Below are 18,872 nucleotides of genomic sequence, written 5' to 3'. Positions count from 1 at the left end.
AATGCAGGACGCCGGACCCGGACGATCACCCGCCCGGCTGGCGGCCCGTCACCCCCTTCCCTGCCGGCCCGGTCCCCGCGAAGGCATGAATTCGCGGGGACAGGGCCGGGGGCCCGGCGTCAGCGAGTGGCCGGTTCCGGGTAGAAATCGCGTGGCCGGCCGCTGCTGTCCTTGAGGCGGGCGAGCAGGCTTGCCGGGTATTCGATGAGCCAGTAGCTCAGCACCGCTATGGGCAGGGCCGCCAGCAGCACGATCGCGATGGCCAGCGGAAAGCCCGCCTGGCCCGTCGGCAGCAGGCCGGCCTTGTGGAGCTGGAGCATGACCGGCTCGTGCCAGATGAAGAGGCTGTAGCTGACGAGTCCGACCGCGGTGAGCCAACGGGCCGTCAGCAGGCGGTTCCAGCGGGTCCGTCGGTGTATGTGGATGGTGCTGAAGAGCAGGAGCATCCACAAGGCGGAGGCGAGCGGGTGGTAGTAGGTGAAGGTGAAGTTCTCCGGGGCGGAGTCGAGGGAGAGGAAGTAGAGGCCGGCGAGCGCGGCCATGGAGAGGGTCAGTGCGGAGCGCTTGTGCAGTTTGCCCCGGTCGCCCAGGGCAGCCATCAGCACGGCCAGCCCCATGCCGGCCGCGAACCCGCCGAAACGGGCCTGCGGACCGAAGTACACCGCCCAGTCGGTGTGCGGCACCCCGTACACGTAATGGGCGACGGCGATCCAGATCAGGGGCACGACGTACAGCAGCAGGCAGCCGGCCGCGCACACTGCCACCCGGGTGCTCCGCTGCCGCAGCCGCCGACAGGCGCGTACCGCCAGCGGCCCCAGCCCGACGAGCACGAAGTAGAACAGCACTTCGAGCGACAGGGACCAGGTGGGACCCAGGGTGTAGAAGATCCGCTGCTGGTCGAAGACATGGGTGAAGGTGAGGTGCTCGACCAGGTCCTGCCAGTTGCCCGGCAAAGTGGGATTGCGGGTCGCCCAGACGACCACGACCGCGAGGAAATAGAGGGGCAGGATGCGGATCGCCCGGCGGAAGAGGAAGACCCGGGCGGGCCGTGTCGACCGTCCGTCGATCGCGGCGCGCGCGTACGACAGCGTCAGCAGATACGCGGACATCACGAAGAAGAGGTCGATGACTTCGAGGGAGAGGACGGCTCCCACGTACTCGTTGTCGACCGGTGGGTGGATCCCGTTCGCGTCGTAGCGGAAGTACTGCTGCCAGACGTGGAAGATGACCGTGCTCAGCGCGGCGAGCCCGCGGAAGCCGTCGATGTCGCTTGCTCGGCTGCGGGACGGGGCTCCCTCCGGCGGACGGAGCTTGGCGACGAGGGTGGGCTTCGCGGGGCGGGCTTCGGACAGCGTGCTCATCGTCGGGCCACCGCCTTCGCGGCCGCTCGCGGGGTGACCCGCCACTGCCGGTCCCCCAATGCCTCCTTCAAATGGGCCTGTCGGGCCACCATGTTCTTGAAGTGGCTGTAGAAGAAGGTCGACACGAAGAAGTACGACCAGAACCAGGGGCTGCGCTGACGGAGTTCGGGTACCGCCAGCCGCCACGCGAAGAGCGCCTGTACGGGCCCGGCGGCCGTCGTGAACAGCACGGCCAGGACGCAGACCGGCACGGTCCAGTCGAGGCGCTCGAAGCCGCCCGCGCGCCATGCCGAGTACAGGAGGATGGGGAGGATCTGGAGCGTCAGCCACGGCTGCACCTCCCGCCACCCGAGCAGCAGGAACATCCCCAGCTTCTGACGGGCCGTGAAGACGGGCGAACGCAGCCCGTGCCACAGGTGCTTGAGCGAGACCTGGAGCCAACCCTGCGCCCAGCGCGACCGCTGGTTCCACAGCGCCTTCAGCGTGGTGGGGGCCAGTTCGCGGGATATGAGGGTGCGGTCGACGGCGAACCGGGAGCCCTCGTTCAGCGCACGCAGCGTCGAGTCGATGTCCTCGGTCAGCATCGAACCGTGCATACGGGTCCGGGCGAGCAGATCCGTACGCCAGAACCCGTTCGAGCCGCCGAAGACACCGAAGCCGTACAGCCGGGTGCGTCCGGGGTGGCTGACCGCGTAGATCGCCTCGAACTCCACCGCGACCAGCTTCGCGACCCGGGAGCTGTCGCCGTTGCGGATCACGCAGTGGCCCTGGACCACGTCATAGCCGTTGGACAGCCAGTGCCAGGCGTCCCGGAAGGCGGTCGGGGCCGGGTGGTGGTCGGCGTCGAAGATACCGACGAACTCGCCGCGGACGCGGGTGACGGCGGCGTTGATGTTCTGCGCCTTTGAGGTGCTGCCGGCGACCGGCAGCAGCACCAGCCGCGGATCGCGGGCCGCGATCTCGCGGAGCGTGTCCTCGACGGGCAGGGGGTGCGGCGTGTTGTACGCCAGCACGATCTCCAGCTCGTTCGGGTAGTCGAGGCGGAGGAACGACTCGACGGTGTCGACGATGGTCGCGGCCTCGTTGGGCAGATACGCCGCGATGACGGCACTGGCCGGCGGATACGGCTGGCCGGGCTTCTCGGGCCGCGGGGTCGAGTCGAGCGAGTACAGGCACTCCAGGACGATGAGCAGCGCGGACAGCACCAGGCCGGCCACCACCACCCAGTACATGGCCGAGCCGAGGTCCCAGCCCAGTTCGTACGTCTGCTGGTAGAGCACGAACGGCACGGCGACGCCGAGCAGCAGCGCCAGGACCGGGGACAGCGCCGAGAGCGCGGGGCGGATCATCGAGCTGAGGGGGCGGCGCCGGTGGCGCTGCGGTGCGCCGCGCATCCATGGCGCGTACCTGACGGGCCGTAGATCCCGGTGCCGGATGGCTTCCTGTACCGCGTCCTGCGCCTTGACGATCGCCTGCGTGCCGTCGGGGCACTCGGCCAGCGGCAGCCAGCCGATGGCCGGGGTCAGGCGGACGTTCTCGTCGGCGACGATGAACCGGGTGCCGGCCACGGTGTTGGCGAACTTCTGCAAGCCGCGGCGTGCCGTCTCCTCATCGACGCCGGGCATCAGCATGAGCAGATGGCCGTCGTCGTCCCAGCCCAGCCGGTCGCAGAAGCTGCCCAGCCGCTCCGCCACTCCCGCCAGCCGCTCGGCGACCTCCCGGCGTACCCGCGGCCCGAGCCGGGCTTCCAGTGCGCTCATCTCGGCGACGCCGACCACGGCGATGACGCCGCCGCGCCGCCCGGCTTCGGGGCGCTGTAGCTCCCGGTCGAGTTCGTCCAGGAAGTGCGGGTGGGAGTACAGGCCGGTGCGCGGGTCGAGGAGCAGATTCTCGACGGGGACCGGGACGCGGCGGAGTTTGGCCTCGATACGGGCGGACAGCTCGACCGGGGCGGAGGCCTCCGGTATGCAGTCGTCGGCCCCGTTGCGCAGCATGTCCACCACGCCGGCGGGCTCCGGGGCGGCGGTGACCATGACCAGCGGCAGGGCGCGCCCGCCGGGGACGGTGCGGACCTCGCGGATCAGGTCGAGACCGGCGTGCCGGCCGTCCAGCGTGCGGGCCGGGTCCGATTCATGCCGCCCGTGCTGCTCGTCGAGGGCGACGACCGCGTCCGGGGGTGCCTGCCGGACCTGCTGGTTCACCTTGCCGGGCGGGGCGTGGCTGACCTCGTGTCCGGTCGACCGCAGGGTCTGGGTCAGCCGGTCCAGACGCGGTCCCGGCAGGCCGACCACCAGCACATGCCCGCCGGTGGTGTGGGCATCGGCGTACGGGGCGCCGGCCTGAGGGGCATCAGCGTGCGAAGCGTCGACGTGGGGAGCGTCGGCGGCTTCGGTGTGGGGGGTGATGCCGGTGTGAACTCTGGTGTCCGTGCTACCGAGCAGCGCTACGGATGAGTCCTGGGGGCTTGATTGGTGCGAAGTGAGCACCGGGAATGTCCTTTCTTGCACGGAGGCATGCAAAAGCCGGTCCGGTCGCCACGGGTGTGGGAGTTGTGGACCAGGGCGGCCTGCGCGGCCGGGGCCGCGCAGTCGGCGGCCGCTCGGCATCAGAGGCCGGTCGGCGGCCTGTTCAATGGCCGTATGCGCACGGCGGGCGGCTCAACTGGCCTGCCCTGAGGGCGACTTCATCTGACGCCGGAAGCGGCGTGGCGAGGTCTGACCCGGAGAGGGATACGGGAAGTCGCCCGTGCGGTAGCGGAAGCGCGCGCGGTGGCGCGGTCGTCATGACGGGAAGGCGCCGGGCGGCGCCGCTCGCGCACGCCGGATACAGGACAAACACACGTAACGGAGGCGCCGAGAGGCCCTGTCCGCCGGACAGGGCCTGGAGACCGTCTTTCCGCGAGTCGGCCTGTGCCGTCAGGACGCGCGGGTATTAAGCCTCGGAGCGCGCGAGCGCGATCCAGGAGATTTCGCATGTGGAGGTCCCATCCTGATCGGATTGTGGGGGGAGGACCGGATGTCATTCAGTGCAGTCGACGCAACCCTGCTCGGCGGGCCCGTCGACAACGCCAGCTTCGACGATCACTGTGACACTGCACCTTCATCTGCGTAACACTCTCATTACGGCCGACTGTATTACCAGTCTCGCGGATCGGAAACGCTCCGACACCTCGACGCCCGGCCATTTCCGCGCTTCGATTCCGCGCATCGCCCCGCCGCCCGTTACGTACTCCCCAAACGGCTATATCCGGTACGCGGTTTGATGACCGATATGGACTACTAGGTAGTAACTCCCGCTCGCGCCACGGGCGTCGGTTCGGGCCTTCAGGCTGCGAGGGAACTGGCGATTCGTACCTCTGGACCATCTGTTAATCTGCCCGCCCCTGGAGGTTCCTCCATCTACCGCTCCCCCAACGCACCCTCGCGCGCCGGGTGCAGCGAGGTGTCCCGTACGTGTACAGCACTCCGTTTTCCCCAGCAGAGGCCAGATCCGCGCGAGCCCGCGTGGGCCTGAGCACGGCTCAGATCGCCCAGACCATGACGGCGTGCGGGGCCCCGGTCCGCCCCGAGATGATCGAGGCCTGGGAGTACGGCTCCCAGATCCCGACCGAGCACCAGCTCTTCGTGCTCGCCGATGTCCTGTGGTGCCCGCCGACCGTGCTGATGGGTGTCGAGCCGCGGACGCTGGCCGAGCACCGGATGGCCCGGCAGCTGAGCACGGAGCGGTTGGCGCAGCTGATCGGCATGGACCCGGAGGTCTACCGGGCGGCGGAGTCGGCGCTTGAGTGGCCCGGCGACTACCGGCAGACCAAGGCGCTGGTGGAGGCGCTGGGGTTGTCGCTGCGGAAGCTGATCGGGGTCATGGGCCGGGTCGACGAACTCGCCGGGCATCTGCGGTCGGCCATCGACGGGCGCTGGAAGTCGCATGTCGGACCGATCACGGAGATCACCACGCTCAACAAGACCCGGGTGGGCGACGCGCTGCGCACGATGCACGGGGAGTTCCAGGAGTTCTCCGAGCGCTACATGGCCCATGTGGTGGCCCGGAACGACGACTCCCTGCTCAAGGGGATCAAGGCCGAGCGGTCCGCGTATCTGCGCCGGCTGGTCGACCACTTCTGGGAGCTGATCGGCGATGCGGGCGAGGCTCCCCCGTTCAACACCGTGAGCCACTGAGCGGATTACTCGGAACGGGGGCCTCGGCAGGTATGCCGTAGGCCGGGGCGGGACCGCGTACGGGCCCGTTCCCCGGCCATCGCGTACGGCGCGGCTCAGCGGGCGGCGGTGCCCATGTGCGGGTCCATCGGCTCGCCGCCGTCGAACTCGTCATCCTCGATGTCGTCCCAGTCGATCTCCATCGACTTACGGCGCGCGACGACGTTGAAGAAGAGGTTCAGCAGGATGGCGGTGAGGCTGCCCAGCGTGATGCCGCTGTTGAGGACCGCCCGGACGTCCTCCGGCATCCGCTCGAAGAGCGGCGGAATGGCGGTGGGCAGCAGCGAAGCGGCGAAGCTGATCGCCACGATCAGGGCGTTGCGCTCCTCGCGCAGATCCACCTTGCCCAGGATCTGGATGCCGACCGCGGCGACCATGCCGAACATCGAGATCGCCGCGCCGCCGAGCACCGGGTGCGGGATGGCGGCGACCAGGCTGCCCGCCTTCGGCAGCAGCCCCAGGACGATCATGAAACCGCCGGCCGCGACCACCACGAACCGGCTCATCACCTTGGACATCCGCACCAGACCGATGTTCTCGGCGAATGCCACATAGGGGAAGGAGTTGAGGGCACCGCCGAGGACGGTGGCGACACCATCGGCGCGCAGCGCGCGGGCGACCGTGTCGTTGTCGACCTTCTTGCCGGTGACCTCGCCGATGGCGTAGACGTCGCCGGTGGTCTCCACCATGGTGATGATCATGACGATCACCATCGCGATGATGGGGAACAGCTCGAACTTCGGCATGCCGTAGTGGAACGGCGTGCTGACGCCGAACCAGTCGGCGTTGGTCACCCCGCTGAAGTCCACGTCGCCCAGGAACCAGGCGACCGTGGTGCCGCCGACCAGACCGAGGAGTACGGCGAGGCTGCTCAGGTACGGCTTGCCGATCCGGACCAGCACCAGGATGAACAGCAGGGTGCCCAGGGCGTATCCGAGGTTCTTGAGATCGCCGAACTCGGGCTTCCCGATCAACTGCGCACCGCCGGCCGCGTCCTGGAGGCCGGTGGGTATCAGGGTGAGGCCGATGATGGTGAGGATCGTGCCGATGACGACCGGCGGGAAGTACTTCACCAGCTTGCTGAAGAAGGGCGCGAAGAGGAAGGTCGCGACGCCCGCCGTGATCACCGCGCCGTAGACGACGAGCAGGCCGGCGGTGCCGCCGCCCGCGCCCAGGCCGATGGCGATCATCGGTGAGACCGCGGTGAATGTGACGCCCTGGACCAGGGGCAGCCTGGCGCCGATCTTCCACACGCCGAGAGCCTGGATGATCGTGGCGATACCGCAGGTGAGCAGGTCCGCGTTGATCAGGTAAACGAGCTCCTCGTGGGAAAGGCCAAGGGCATTCCCGAGGAGGATCGGGACGATTACCGCTCCCGCGTAAAAGGCGAGGACGTGCTGGAAACCGTAGAGCGTGAGCTTGCCGACGGGCAGCACCTCGTCGACGGGGTGAGCCCTCTGGTGGGAGGACTGCTGGGAGGTTTGTCGGGAGACTCGTGCCATCTCTGCCTTGCCTTCACGAGGTAGGTGAATAAGAGGGGAAACCGGCGCCGCCCTGTCCCCCGGGGAGGGGCAGAACGGCGCCGGTTCAGGTCATACAAAGCCGACGTTTAGCGGTGTTGCCGACACTGCCGACGCCGCATAGTCCGGCGCTGCGCAATGCGTCCTGGTTCGGCAGGACATCCTTCAATCAGCGAAGCAAATACCGGTATATCCATGGAATTTGCAGGTGGCGCCAATCGGAGCGTCACCTTAGTTGACCTCTGCCATTCCGCGCGAGTAACCGATGGTTCGCCCGTCGGCGGCCGGCGGGGCCTTCGCACGAACAGGCGGGGCACGGGCCGCCGCCGTAAAATTCCTGGTATGGCACAGGGGACGGATTCTCCTACCGCGCCCGAGCTCGTCGTGGAGGCTGACGGCGACTCCCAGGTGATGAGTCCGCACCGGACCTACCACGTGGGACGCGATCCCTCCAGCGAGGTCGTACTGGACGATGCCAGGGTCTCCTGGCATCACGCGGTGCTGCGGACCACGGCCGGCCACTGGATGGTGGAGGACGAGGGCAGCACCAACGGCACCTACACCGACGGGCACCGGGTGCAGCAGACGGATGTCGGGCCGGGCAGTGTGATCCGGTTCGGCAATCCGGCCGACGGGCCGTGCGCGGTGCTCTCCGGGGCGCCACAGCCGGCGGAAACCGCGACACATCAGCCGTCCGCGGTCGCCTATCCGGCCGCCACCCGCACCTTCCGTCAGCCCAGTTCGGTGCGGCCGCTGCCGGCGGCCCGCACCACCCGGATCGGGCGGGCTACCGACAACGACCTGGTGGTCGACGACCTCGCGGTCTCGCGCCGGCACGCGGAACTGCGCGCCGGACCCGAGGGCTACGAGATCGTCGACCTGGGCAGCCACAACGGCACCTACCTCAACGGCCAGCCGGTGACCCGGTCCCCGGTCATCCCGGGCGACATCATCGGCATCGGCCACTCCGCGTTCGCCCTCGTCGGCGAGGAGCTCCAGGAGTTCGTCGACACCGGCGAGGTGTCGCTGGACGTGCAGGGCCTGGCGGTGCACGTCGACCACAAGACGCTGATCGACGAGGTGTCCTTCCCGGTGGGCGAGAAGTCGCTGCTGGCGGTGGTCGGGCCGAGCGGCGCGGGCAAGTCGACGCTGCTCAACGCGCTGACCGGGCTGCGCCCGGCGGACGCCGGCACAGTGCTCTACGACGGCCGTGACCTGTACCGGGACTACGCCGAGCTGCGGCAGCGCATCGGGCTCGTACCGCAGGAGGACATCCTGCACTCCCAGCTGACCGTGCGGCGGGCCCTCGGCTATGCCGCACAACTGCGCTTCCCCGAGGACACCGCGAAGGCCGAGCGGCAGGCGCGGGTCGACGAGGTGATCCATGAACTGGGCCTTGACCAGCGGGTCGATCAGCCCATCCACAGCCTCTCGGGCGGCCAGCGCAAGCGCGTGAGCGTGGCCCTGGAGCTGCTGACGAAGCCGTCGCTGCTCTTCCTGGACGAGCCGACATCCGGGCTGGACCCGGGCATGGACCGTTCGGTGATGCATATGCTGCGCGGTCTGGCGGACGACGGCCGTACGGTCATCGTGGTCACCCACAGCGTGCTGAGTCTGGATGTCTGCGACCGGCTGCTGGTCCTCGCGCCGGGCGGGCGGATCGCGTACTACGGGCCGCCGAAAGAGGCGCTGGCGTACTTCGGCTTCGAGCAGTGGCCGGAGGCGTTCGAGGCCTTCGAGAACGACCGGGATCGGGACTGGGCCGGGCAGTTCCGTGCCTCCCCGGCGCACCGGCACTACATCTCCGCGGACTCGCAGCAGCCCCGGCATATTCCGGAGGCGCCGCGCGGCCCGGTGACCGCACCCAAGGGTCAGAGCTGGGGCGGGCAGCTGAGCACGCTGGTCCGGCGGTACGCGGCGGCGCTGTCCGCGGACCGGACGTTCCTGATCATCATGGTCGCGCTGCCCTTCGTGATGGGGGCGATGGCGCACGCCCTGGCCGGCAGCAAACTCACCCCGGACTCAGCGTTGAACGCGCTGCTGATCCTGTCTGTCGGGGCCGTGCTGACGGGCGCCGCCAACGCGGTGCGGGAGCTGGTCAAGGAGCGGGTGATCTATCAACGGGAGAGAGCCGTCGGCCTGTCCCGCTCGGCGTATCTGATGTCCAAGGTGCTGGTACTGGGGCTGATCACGGTCGTGCAGGCCGTCGTGCTGACCATGGTGGGGCTGTTCGGGGTGAAGCTGAACGCCCCGGGAGGCAAAGGGGTGTTGCTGCCACCACTGATCGAAATCACCCTTGCCGTGGCGCTGTTGGCCTTTACCGCGATGATGCTCGGCCTGTTCGTGTCCGCCCTGGTGCGTAAGGAGGAGGTCACCATGCCGCTGCTGGTCCTCCTCGCCATCGTGCAGGTCGTGTTCTGCGGTGCGCTGCTCAAACTGAACGGAGTACTCGGGCTGGAGCAGCTGGCGTGGCTGGTGCCGTCGCGGTGGGCGCTCGGCGGGATGGCGGGCACCATCGATCTGCACCGGATCGTGCCGGGGGACATCACCACCGACCCGCTGTTCGGACACTCGCCGGGGATCTGGCTGCTGAACATGGGCATGCTGATCGTGCTGTCGGTCGTCCTCGGGTTCCTGGTCCGCAAGCTGCTGCGGCGGCGCGAGCCCGAAATCATGCGCAAGTAGCGCCGAGGAGCCGCCTGTGACCGCGCCCGAGTTCCTCCCCAGTCATGTCGTCCCGCCGGAGGGCATGGCGACCTGGTCGGCACCGGACGGCACCCGGCCGACGGTGCCGCTCGATCCGCTGCTGCCCGTCCAGGTCGTCGACCGCCGGGGCGACTGGGCGCTGGCACTGTGCGCCAACGGCTGGTCGGCGTGGGTCGACGGACGGCTGCTGCTGTCCCTACCGCACGGTCCGCCCGCCGCCGGGCAGCCCGCGGCCCGGACCGCGGACCCCCGGCCGCTGCTGGGCACGACCGAGGGTGAGCTGGGCCGGTTCCGCCGACTGGTCGAGGAGCTGGTCGCGGGGCGGCTGGACGGCGAGTCCTTCGCGGAACGCACCCGGGGCATGCGGGTGGGGGTGGTCGTGGACGGCGAGGCGGTCTGGCTGTACGACGTACGGCACGAGCGCTGGTGTTACTGCGACGGTGTGTCGTTGCAGACGTTCGCGGTGGCGGAGGGCCCGTCGGCGACCAGGGGGGAGCCGCCGGCCGGCGAGGCGCCCGGTGGGGCCGAGTCCGGGGGGCCTGAGGTCGGAGCGCCGGAGGCCGGAGGATCGGGGGTCGGTGCGGCGGAACCCCCGTACGGGCCGGGGGCCGGGCGCGGGCGATCGGCTGAGCAGGAGCCACCTGCGGCGACCGACCCGGTGCCGGCCGGGCCGGCGTCGCCGGGCGAAGCGGCGCTCCCGCCGGACGGGGCCGACACCGGTGAGCCCCGCGCGCGGCCGCCGGACGCGCCGGATCCCGGCGAAACCCGCGCCATCCGACCGGAGGACCTCCCGTCGCGCCCTCCGCACCAGCCGACCCGCCTGGGTGACTCCCGGTGAGCGATGAGGGTGCACCCGACCGTCCGAGGGAGCGCTGGACCGGCTCCGACGCGTCCGGGATGCGCGGCCGCCGGATTGCGGGATACCAGCTGCAGGAAGAGATCGGCCGGGGCGGTATGGCGGTCGTCTACCGGGCGGAGGACCTGCGGCTCGGCCGCACCGTGGCGGTGAAGCTGCTGGCGCCCGAGCTCGCCCGTAACGACACCTTCCGGCAGCGCTTCGTCCACGAGTCACGGGTGGCCGCGGCGATCGACCATCCGCACATCGTGCCGGTCTTCGAGGCGGGCGAGACCGACGGGGTGCTCTATATCGCGATGCGCTACGTCAAGGGGCGCGACCTGCGGGCGCTGCTCGACCGCGATGGCCGGCTGCCGCTGGAGACCGCCTGCCGGATCGCCCTCCAGGTGGCCTCGGCCCTGGACGCCGCCCATGCGCATGACCTCGTGCACCGGGACGTCAAACCCGGCAACATCCTGATCGCCGAGGGCACCGATTCCGACCGCCCGGAGCACGCCTATCTGACGGACTTCGGCCTGACGAAGAAATCACTGTCGCTGACGGGCTTCACCAGCGTCGGGCAGTTCGTCGGCACGCTGGACTATGTGGCGCCGGAGCAGATCTCGGGCCGCCCGGTGGACGGCCGGTGCGATGTCTACAGCCTGGCCTGCGTCCTCTTCGAGATGCTGACCGGGGCGCCGCCGTTCCGGCGCGATGACGACATGGCGCTGCTCTGGGCGCATCAGTACGATCCGCCGCCGCCCCTGACCACACTGCGGCCCGACCTTCCGCCGGCCGTCGACGCGGTGTTCGCCGGGTCCCTGGCCAAGGCCCCCGACGACCGCTACGACACCTGCCGGGGGTTCGTGACGGCGTTGCGGACGGCGGGGCGGACGGCGTCGCCCAGAGCGGCGCCCGGCCCGTCCGAGGGCCACGCCGCGACCCGGGTGGATGTGCGGATGGACCAGGGGTCGCGGAGCACGGCTCCCCCGCCGCCGCCTCGCTGGGCGACGCCGGTGTTCCCGGGCCGATAGGGCCTGTCCGAGCCAATAGGGCCTGTCCGATGGGTCAGGGCCGGAAAGGCCCTGGACGAGTGAGTCCTGTGTCCCTTCGTCCGCCCTGAGGGTGGGGCCCGCGTCCTCCGTTGCGTCCGATCGCCTGGCTCACTCCACCGTCGTCGTCCCGGCGTCCCGGACCTCGCCTGGGTGGCGTACGCGCCGTGCCAGCAGGCTGCCGAGGTAGCCGGTGACCAGCCCCCAGACGACGCCCGCCGCCACCAGCCGGAGGAGTTCCGGGAGCAGCGTGACCTCGCCGCCCAGCCCGGCGCCGAGGTCCCCGGAGCTGAACAGGGAGAGCCCGTAACGGGCGGAGATGCGGGTGAGCAGTCCGACGACGAAGAGGGTGAGCGCCAGGGCCGCGGCCATTTCCAGGGCGTGTCGCCAGGCCGGCAGCCGGGCCGGGGAGCGGACCGCGGCGGCGAAGGCGGCGGCGAGCAGCACCAGCGCCGCCAGGGCCACCAGGACCCAGGCCCGGCCGTCGTACTCCGCGATCGATCCCAGGTCGAGGGTCCGGTGCCCGCCGCGGGTGTGCAGCACCTGGTCGAGCACCTGCGGCATGGGCAGCCCGATGGCCTTGTCGACATGGCCCGTCCAGGCTCCGCCGGTGCCGACGCCCAGCGCGATCCAGGCCAGGTTCGGCAGACCGAGGAAGATCACGGCGAGGGTCTCGGCCGGATGGCCTTCGGTGATGAGCACGACCACGCCGACGATCAGCCCGATCACCGCGTAGCCGAGCAGCACCAGCAGCATGGCGAAGGCGGGCGGCCGTACGGAGTTCTGGAAGTGCAGCAGCCGGGAGGAGAGCGGGGCCTTGCGGGAGACGATGAAGGTGAGGGCCAGCAGCGCCAGGATCCAGAGCAGGCCGAAACCGAGTGTCGCGGGAACATTGGCGCGGAAGCCGACGGTGGGTGTCGCGCCGAGCTCCGCCCCGATCTCGTCGGCGATGTCGTTGCCAACGGAGATCTTGAAGCTGTGCCGGGCACAGAGCGCGAGGAGCAGCAGGAGCAGCAGCCAGCACACGGCCGTCCGGGCGATACGGCCGAGCAGCTCGCCGGTGGTGGCCACCGCCCGGTGCCGCAGCGGCAGCAGGAAGACGGTGGCGGTCACCAGGGCGCCGGCCAGCGTCACCGACAGCGGAACGACGTCGAGGGCGGCGTCCGCCTGGACGATGATCCCGGCGTCGCCCGACAGCTCCACGGAGCCGCCGGTCGCGATGATGACGGTGGCCGCGACCACCCGGAGGAACGCTCCGTCCGGCAGCTCCGCGGCACCCGCCGCCCACAGGCCGAGGGCGGCGATCACGAGCATGGTGACGATGCCCGCGGCGGCCGCGGCGAGGGCCTGTCCCCAGGCCCGGAGGGGCGGCGTGACGCCGCCGGGATGTGCCGGCTTCGCGGGGACGGCCGACGCGGGGCCGGGCACCTGGCTCACGCTGTCTCCTCCCGGGCGCGGGACCGTGCGGGGATGATCCGCCCGATCTGAGGCGCTTTCACGATTTCCACTCTTCCCGCCAACTCCTGCACGCACCACCGTAAGCACGCACGCGTCGCCCCGCTTGCGGACAGCGCCGACTCCGAGCACACAATGGCTTCGACCCAGACAAACAAGGGCAAAATTCGCATTGCCGGATGGCCCACACGCGCCGGAAGAGGGACCCGTGACATCTCCACCGCCGCCGGACAGCCACCCCACCGGACCGCCGTCCGGACCGCTCTCCGGCCCGTCGTCCGGCGCCCCCTCCGGCCCCTCGCACGAGCCGACACAGGTGGGTTCTGGCCCGCCCGCGGGCCGCCCCGATCAGCCCACGGCACCGGGCCGGACCGGACCGCCGGGCGGCCCCGGCGAGGGCGGCGGCTCCGGAGGCGGCGGCGGAGGGGGCGGAGGCGGCGGTCCCCGCGGCGGACCAGGGGGCGGTAGGCCCTGGTGGCGGTCCGCGCCGCGGATCGCGATCATCTCGGCGGCCGTCGTCGCCGCCGTCATCCTGACCATCGTGCTCACCCGCCCGAGCGGCAAGGCCGCCGCGGAAGAACTCACCCTCCAGCCGACCTCCGCCGAAGGTGACGACCCCTTCACCAAGTCGACGGCGGAGGAGTCCGCCAAGGCCACGGATCCGGCCGTGACGCCCAGCGCGACGGCCGAGGCCGATCGCGCGCCCAGCGTGTCCGGCGCGCAGCCCGGCCTGTACGGCGGCAATCAGAACGCCGCCAGCTGCGATGTCGAGAAGCAGATCGAGTACCTGCAGGGCAATCCGCAGAAGGCCGAGGCATTCGCCGGTGTGGCGGGCAAGGACGCGAGCGCCATCCCGACCTATCTGCGCTCGCTGACCCCCGTACAGCTGCAACGGGACACCTGGGTCACCAACCACGGCTACAAGGACGGCAAGGCCAACGCCTACCAGGCGGTGCTGCAGACCGGCACGGCCGTGATGATCGACGCGTATGGAGTGCCGCGGGTGCGCTGCCGCTGCGGGAACCCGCTCACACCGCCGATGTCCTTCCCCAAGGGAGAGGCACCGAAGGAGGTCGGCCAGAAATGGCCGGGGTACCAGCGCTCGAATGTGGTCCACGTGGAGAAGTCGGCGTCCGCGATGGACAGCTTCACCCTCGTCGACCCTGAGACGGGACAGTGGTTCAAGCGCCCCAAGGGTGACACCGGCGGCACGGACTATCCGACGGACGGTTCGACGGAGTCCCCCACCGGGACGCCGTCGCCCACGTCGTCGTCCCCCTCCCCGACCTCGGAGACTCCGACCTCAGAGACTCCGACCGAGACTCCGGACACCTCCACCCCGACGACCGAGAGCCCCGGCCCCACGACCGACAGCCCCGGCCCCACGACCGAGCCGGCGCCCAATCACGGGTCACAGTCGCACACGGACTGACGCGGAACTCATCGGCACAGCGCCCGCACACGCGGCCGGTGACCTGGCACCATCGCCGGGTCACCGGCCGTTCGCGTGCGCGGATTCCGCACGCCGTACCGGCGGGATCCACCGAGACCAAACCGTGTTCTGAATAACAGATGCGCCAGACAACCTCCTAAGCAGACAAACCCTCTGCATATACGGCGGATGGAATGGGGCCCCGGACGGTTATGCCGCCACCGGGCCGGGTTCCGCCACTGTCAGTAGTTCTGCTTGGGAGGGACCCTCGTGCACGCCGGATCACGTCGCCACCATGCCCGGTTGATACCCGCCGTGATAGCGGCGGCCACCCTGCTGACCGCGTGCGGAGGGGGCGCCGACGCGGCGACGCCGGACGCGCCCGACGCCAAGGTGAGCGTCACCCCGGCCGGGGGCAGCAAGGCGGTCAAGCTCGGCTCCGGGATATCGGTGAAGGCCGACCGGGGCAAGCTGACCTCGGTCGAGGTCAAGGACGACGACGGCGCCGAGGTCGGCGGGCGGCTGGCCGCTGACGGCTCGTCATGGAAGTCGGACGGGAAGGTCAAGCCGAAGACCACCTACACCGTGCGGACGAAGGCGAAGTCGGCGGAAGGCAAGGAGACCTCGGCCACCTCGACCTTCACCACGGAGCAGGCCGACAAGGTCAACAAGCTCACCAACAACCCGGGCGGCGGGCAGACCGTGGGCACCGGAATGCCGGTCTCGATCACCTTCGACAACCACGTCGACAAGGACCGGCGCGCGGAGATCGAGAAGGCGCTGAAGGTCACCTCCCAGCCGAAGGTCGAGGGCGCCTGGGGCTGGGTCAGGGACTGGGGCGGCAAGGACCGGATCGACTGGCGTCCCAAGGACTACTGGCCGGCCGGCACGAAGGTCTCCGTCAAGGGCGCGCTGTCCGGGATCAACTCCGGTGAGGGCGGCTGGTTCGCCCGGGACTACAACTTCGGCTTCACCGTCGGGGCCGACCACAAGGCCGTCATCGATGTGCCGTCGCACACCCTGACCATGTACGAGAACGGCAAGAACGTCGGCTCCGTCACCGGCTCCGCGGGCTCCCCGCAGGACCCGACCCGCGGCGGCGTGCACACCGTACGCAGCAAGAACGCGGCGGAGACGATGGACTCCTCCACCATCGGTCACGGCGACGAGTGGATGCTGGACTCGAAGTGGGTCACCCACCTGACCGCCTCCGGGACCTTCCTGCACTCGGCCCCGTGGAACAAGTCCGTCGGCGTGGAGAACAACAGCCACGGCTGCTTCGGTATGACCACCAGCGACGCCAAGAAGGTCTACGACTTCCTGACGATCGGCTCCACGGTCGAGGTGAAGGGCACCACCAACACGAACAAGACCGATGTCGGCAACGGTCTTGAGGTCTGGCAGGAGACCTGGCCGCAGTGGCAGCAGCGCAGCGCCTTGAAGTAGGCAGTGCCCTGAAGTGGGCAGCGCGCTGAAGTAGCCCGCACGGCCGGCGTCAGCCGACGGTCAGCGTGCCCTTCATGGACTGATGGAAGTCGCAGATGTAGGGGTGGCTGCCCGCCTTGGACGGGGCGGTGAAGGTGGCCGTCTCGCCCGGCCCGATGCTTCCGGTGTCGAAGGACTTGGTGCCCGTGGCCGTCACGGTGTGGGGCGCCGAGTCCTCGTTCACGACGGTGACCTTCGCACCGGGGCGCACGGTCAGGGTGGCGGGGTCGAAGGCGAAGTCCTTGATGGTGATCCGCGCCTGCCCGCCCGCGGCGGACGTAAGGGCAGCGGACGGGGTGGTGGACGCACCGCCGCCACCGTTGGAGCAGCCGGCGAGGGCCGCCAGGCAGACGGCAGAGACCGCCACGGCGATGCGTGCACGGCCGGGGAGCCGGTGATCAGTAGACGCCGCCACCGGTACTGTTCTCCGGTTCCTTCTCGATTTTGTTGCCGGAGGTGTCGACGACGTACCACTCGTCGCCGAACTGGTCGAGCGCCTGGCCGTTGGTGTCACCGGACTGCTGGTCGCCCTCGAAGTAGTAGAGGGGGTGGCCGTTGTAGGTGACCTGCTCTGCGCCGTCGCTGCGCGTCGTCGTGCCCAGCAGATTGCCCTTCACCCCGCCGCCGGCCTTCGGTGTGCCGGTCACGATCACCGGCGGCCAGGCCTTCGCGCAGCCGCCCGAGCAGGTGGACTTCTCGGAGCTGTCCGCCTCGAAGAGGTACAAGGTCCGGCCCTGGCCGTCGACCAGGATTTCCCCGAGCTTGCCGGAGCGGGCGTTGACGGTGCCCGCTCCCGCGGTCGGCGAGGCGCTCGGCCGCCCGCTCGGGCCGACGGTGGTGGGGGTCGGGGTCTCCTCGGGAGCCCCGCCACCGTTGTCCGAGCATCCCCCGAGCGCCACGGCGAACAGGGCGGCCGTGGCCGCGGCGACAGCCGTCCTGGTGCTGCGCCTCGTCCGGGCACTGATCGGGGCACTCATCGGGCACTCATAGGGACACTCCTCCGGTCCTGCCGCCACACCGGTCGGCGGCACGGGGCTGCCGTCCGAGGTGGCCGCCCACCCCCACTAGAGCCCAGCCACCGGCACCCGGCCATCGGGGCTGCGGCGTTCGGCGTACCCGGCGCCCGTCCCCTGCGCCCGACCGGTCACCGCACCACCGGATACGGCACGAACGTGCTGCTGTTCTCATCGACGGCGAGCGGCCGGCCGAGCGGCGGTACGGCGCGCTGCGGGCAGCCCAGGCGCTCGCAGACACGGCAGCCCATGCCGATCGGGGTCGCGGCCGAGGCGTTGCCGAGGTCGAGTCCGTCGGAGTACACGAGCCGGGAGGCATGCCGGATCTCACAGCCGAGGCCGATGGCGAAGGTCTTGCCGGGCTCGCCCCAGCCGCCGCGGTGGCGGGTGACGGCGCGGGCGGTCCACAGATACCGCTGGTCGTCCGGCATCGCGGCGATCTGCACATGGATCCGGCCGGGGGCGGCGAACGCCTCGTAGACGTTCCACAGCGGGCAGGTGCCGCCGGCCCGGGAGAAGTGAAAGCCGGTGGCCGACTGGCGCTTGGACATATTGCCGGCGCGGTCGACCCGCACGAAGGAGAACGGCACGCCGCGCAGCCGGGGGCGCTGCAGCGTGCTGAGCCGGTGGCAGACGGTCTCATAGCCGAGACCGAAGCGGTCGGTGAGGCGCTCGATGTCGTAGCGCATCTCCTCGGCGGCGGTGTGGAAGGCGCGGTACGGGAGGATCAGCGCGGCCGCGAAGTAGTTGGCGACACCGATCCGGGCCAACGGCCAGGTGGGGTCGTCCGGTTCGTAGTCCTCCGAGGCCAGCCGGGAGAGCTCGGCGCCGTATTCGAGCAGGGCGAGCTGGGTGGCCATCCGGAAGGCCCGCTGGCCGGGCCGCAGCCGGCTGGACAGATGCAGGACCCGCCGGGCCGGGTCGTAGTGGTGCAGCCGGTCGCAGTCGGCGGCGAGACGCACACCGTGGGCTTCGGTGAGCCGGGTGGCGAGGGCCGGGAGCACCTCGCCGGGGCGGATGCCGATCTCCCCGGCGAGTTCTTCGGCGGCGGTGTCGGTGTCGTGCAGGTAGTTCTGCCGGCGGTAGAAGAATTCGCGGATCTCTTCGTGCGGTGAGCGGGGTATGGCCTGGTCGGGAGCGCCACGGTGCTCCGCGGCCTCGGCGAGCCGCTCGGTCAGGGCCTGGTTGCGGCGGCCCAGGTCGAGGAGGACGGCGGCGACGGCGGGCAGCCGGGAGGCGAGCTCCGACAGGTCGGCGGGCGACACCCGGGTGGCGGCCATCTCGTCGGCGAGGGCTTCCCGCAGGTCCGCCAGGACGCGGCCGGTGTCGCGCGCGGAGAAGAAGCCGGGGTCGACGCCGAACGCCTCGGTCAGCCGCAGCAGTACGGGCACGGTCAGCGGCCGGGAGTCGTGCTCCATCTGGTTGAGATAGCTGGGCGAGATGGCGAGTGTCCGGGCCAACTCGGCCTGGCTCAGCCGCCGTTCTTCGCGCAGTCGGCGCAGCCGCGCTCCCGCGTATGTCTTGCTCACCAGGCCCCCTCCGGCCGTGCGCTGGATCTGTGCGCAGCATAAGTCATCTCCGGTGCACCAGGATTGGCAATGTTGGCAAAAATGGCGGAGAAGATGCGCAGAACTTGGCATCACGCCACGCTTGCCGGCACTGGGCACCCCTGCCAGAGTCGTACCTGCAGCCCGATGGACTCCGACAACCCCGGCAGATCGCTCAGCACTCCACATGCCCGAGGATGCGGCGGGCCGTCGCCCAGAAGAAGCGGCACTCAGCTGTTGCACCTTCGCATG

General features: G+C 70.3%; 13 protein-coding genes. 6 read left to right on the top strand and 7 right to left on the bottom strand.

The window, feature by feature from the left end; all coding sequences use genetic code 11:
* Positions 1-119 precede the first annotated feature (119 nt).
* On the bottom strand, positions 120-1,361 hold the full coding sequence (locus AB0I10_RS17905; protein WP_363153415.1) for an acyltransferase: 1,242 nt from the start codon (positions 1,359-1,361) through the stop codon (positions 120-122).
* Positions 1,358-3,847, bottom strand: coding sequence for a glycosyltransferase (locus tag AB0I10_RS17900; protein ID WP_363153414.1), 2,490 nt, complete (start codon positions 3,845-3,847; stop codon positions 1,358-1,360). The genes AB0I10_RS17905 and AB0I10_RS17900 overlap by 4 nt, the downstream gene beginning before the upstream one ends.
* Positions 3,848-4,864: 1,017 nt before the next feature.
* On the opposite strand from AB0I10_RS17900, the gene AB0I10_RS17895 reads away from it, so the two are divergent.
* Positions 4,865-5,536, top strand: coding sequence for a transcriptional regulator (locus AB0I10_RS17895; RefSeq protein ID WP_363153413.1), 672 nt, complete (start codon positions 4,865-4,867; stop codon positions 5,534-5,536).
* Positions 5,537-5,631: 95 nt separating this feature from the next.
* Here the strand turns inward: AB0I10_RS17895 and AB0I10_RS17890 are convergent, their stop codons facing one another.
* Positions 5,632-7,077, bottom strand: coding sequence for a nucleobase:cation symporter-2 family protein (locus AB0I10_RS17890; RefSeq protein WP_363153412.1), 1,446 nt, complete (start codon positions 7,075-7,077; stop codon positions 5,632-5,634).
* 360 nt (positions 7,078-7,437) lie between these two features.
* Between AB0I10_RS17890 and AB0I10_RS17885 the strand changes: the two genes are divergently transcribed.
* From AB0I10_RS17885 to AB0I10_RS17875, 3 genes are read left to right on the top strand one after another with little or no spacing between them, the layout of a single operon-like run.
* Positions 7,438-9,780: an FHA domain-containing protein gene (locus AB0I10_RS17885; RefSeq protein WP_363153411.1), complete on the top strand. Its 2,343-nt coding sequence runs from the start codon at positions 7,438-7,440 to the stop codon at positions 9,778-9,780.
* A gap of 16 nt (positions 9,781-9,796) precedes the next feature.
* The gene (locus AB0I10_RS17880) at positions 9,797-10,639 is read left to right on the top strand and encodes a hypothetical protein (protein ID WP_363153410.1); all 843 of its coding nucleotides are present in this window, start codon (positions 9,797-9,799) and stop codon (positions 10,637-10,639) included.
* Between the two features lie 59 nt (positions 10,640-10,698).
* Entirely contained in the window at positions 10,699-11,670 is a 972-nt protein-coding gene (locus AB0I10_RS17875) for a serine/threonine-protein kinase (RefSeq protein ID WP_363153456.1), read from the top strand.
* 129 nt (positions 11,671-11,799) lie between these two features.
* Here the strand turns inward: AB0I10_RS17875 and AB0I10_RS17870 are convergent, their stop codons facing one another.
* The gene (locus AB0I10_RS17870; RefSeq protein ID WP_363153409.1) at positions 11,800-13,125 is read right to left on the bottom strand and encodes a streptophobe family protein; all 1,326 of its coding nucleotides are present in this window, start codon (positions 13,123-13,125) and stop codon (positions 11,800-11,802) included.
* A 226-nt stretch (positions 13,126-13,351) separates the two neighbouring features.
* Between AB0I10_RS17870 and AB0I10_RS17865 the strand changes: the two genes are divergently transcribed.
* Together AB0I10_RS17865 and AB0I10_RS17860 are read left to right on the top strand one after the other, a co-directional pair.
* Complete coding sequence (locus AB0I10_RS17865) at positions 13,352-14,575, top strand: DUF6777 domain-containing protein (protein ID WP_363153408.1); 1,224 nt, start codon at positions 13,352-13,354, stop codon at positions 14,573-14,575.
* 303 nt (positions 14,576-14,878) lie between these two features.
* Positions 14,879-16,021, top strand: a complete 1,143-nt coding sequence (locus AB0I10_RS17860) for an Ig-like domain-containing protein (protein ID WP_363153407.1) — start codon at positions 14,879-14,881, stop codon at positions 16,019-16,021.
* A 49-nt stretch (positions 16,022-16,070) separates the two neighbouring features.
* Here the strand turns inward: AB0I10_RS17860 and AB0I10_RS17855 are convergent, their stop codons facing one another.
* The 3 genes from AB0I10_RS17855 to AB0I10_RS17845 all read right to left on the bottom strand — a co-directional run bounded on the left by AB0I10_RS17855 (position 16,071) and on the right by AB0I10_RS17845 (position 18,602).
* Entirely contained in the window at positions 16,071-16,427 is a 357-nt protein-coding gene (locus tag AB0I10_RS17855) for a cupredoxin domain-containing protein (RefSeq protein ID WP_363153406.1), read from the bottom strand.
* 31 nt (positions 16,428-16,458) lie between these two features.
* A complete protein-coding gene (locus AB0I10_RS17850; RefSeq protein ID WP_363153405.1) occupies positions 16,459-17,037 on the bottom strand; it encodes a hypothetical protein in 579 nt (192 codons plus the stop codon).
* Positions 17,038-17,204: 167 nt separating this feature from the next.
* On the bottom strand, positions 17,205-18,602 hold the full coding sequence (locus AB0I10_RS17845; protein ID WP_363153404.1) for a short-chain fatty acyl-CoA regulator family protein: 1,398 nt from the start codon (positions 18,600-18,602) through the stop codon (positions 17,205-17,207).
* Positions 18,603-18,872 lie beyond the last annotated feature (270 nt).

Origin of the sequence: Streptomyces sp. NPDC050636 (assembly GCF_040654775.1) — a bacterium.
Lineage (GTDB): Bacteria > Actinomycetota > Actinomycetes > Streptomycetales > Streptomycetaceae > Streptomyces.
This window is presented reverse-complemented; position numbering and strand designations above follow the sequence as displayed.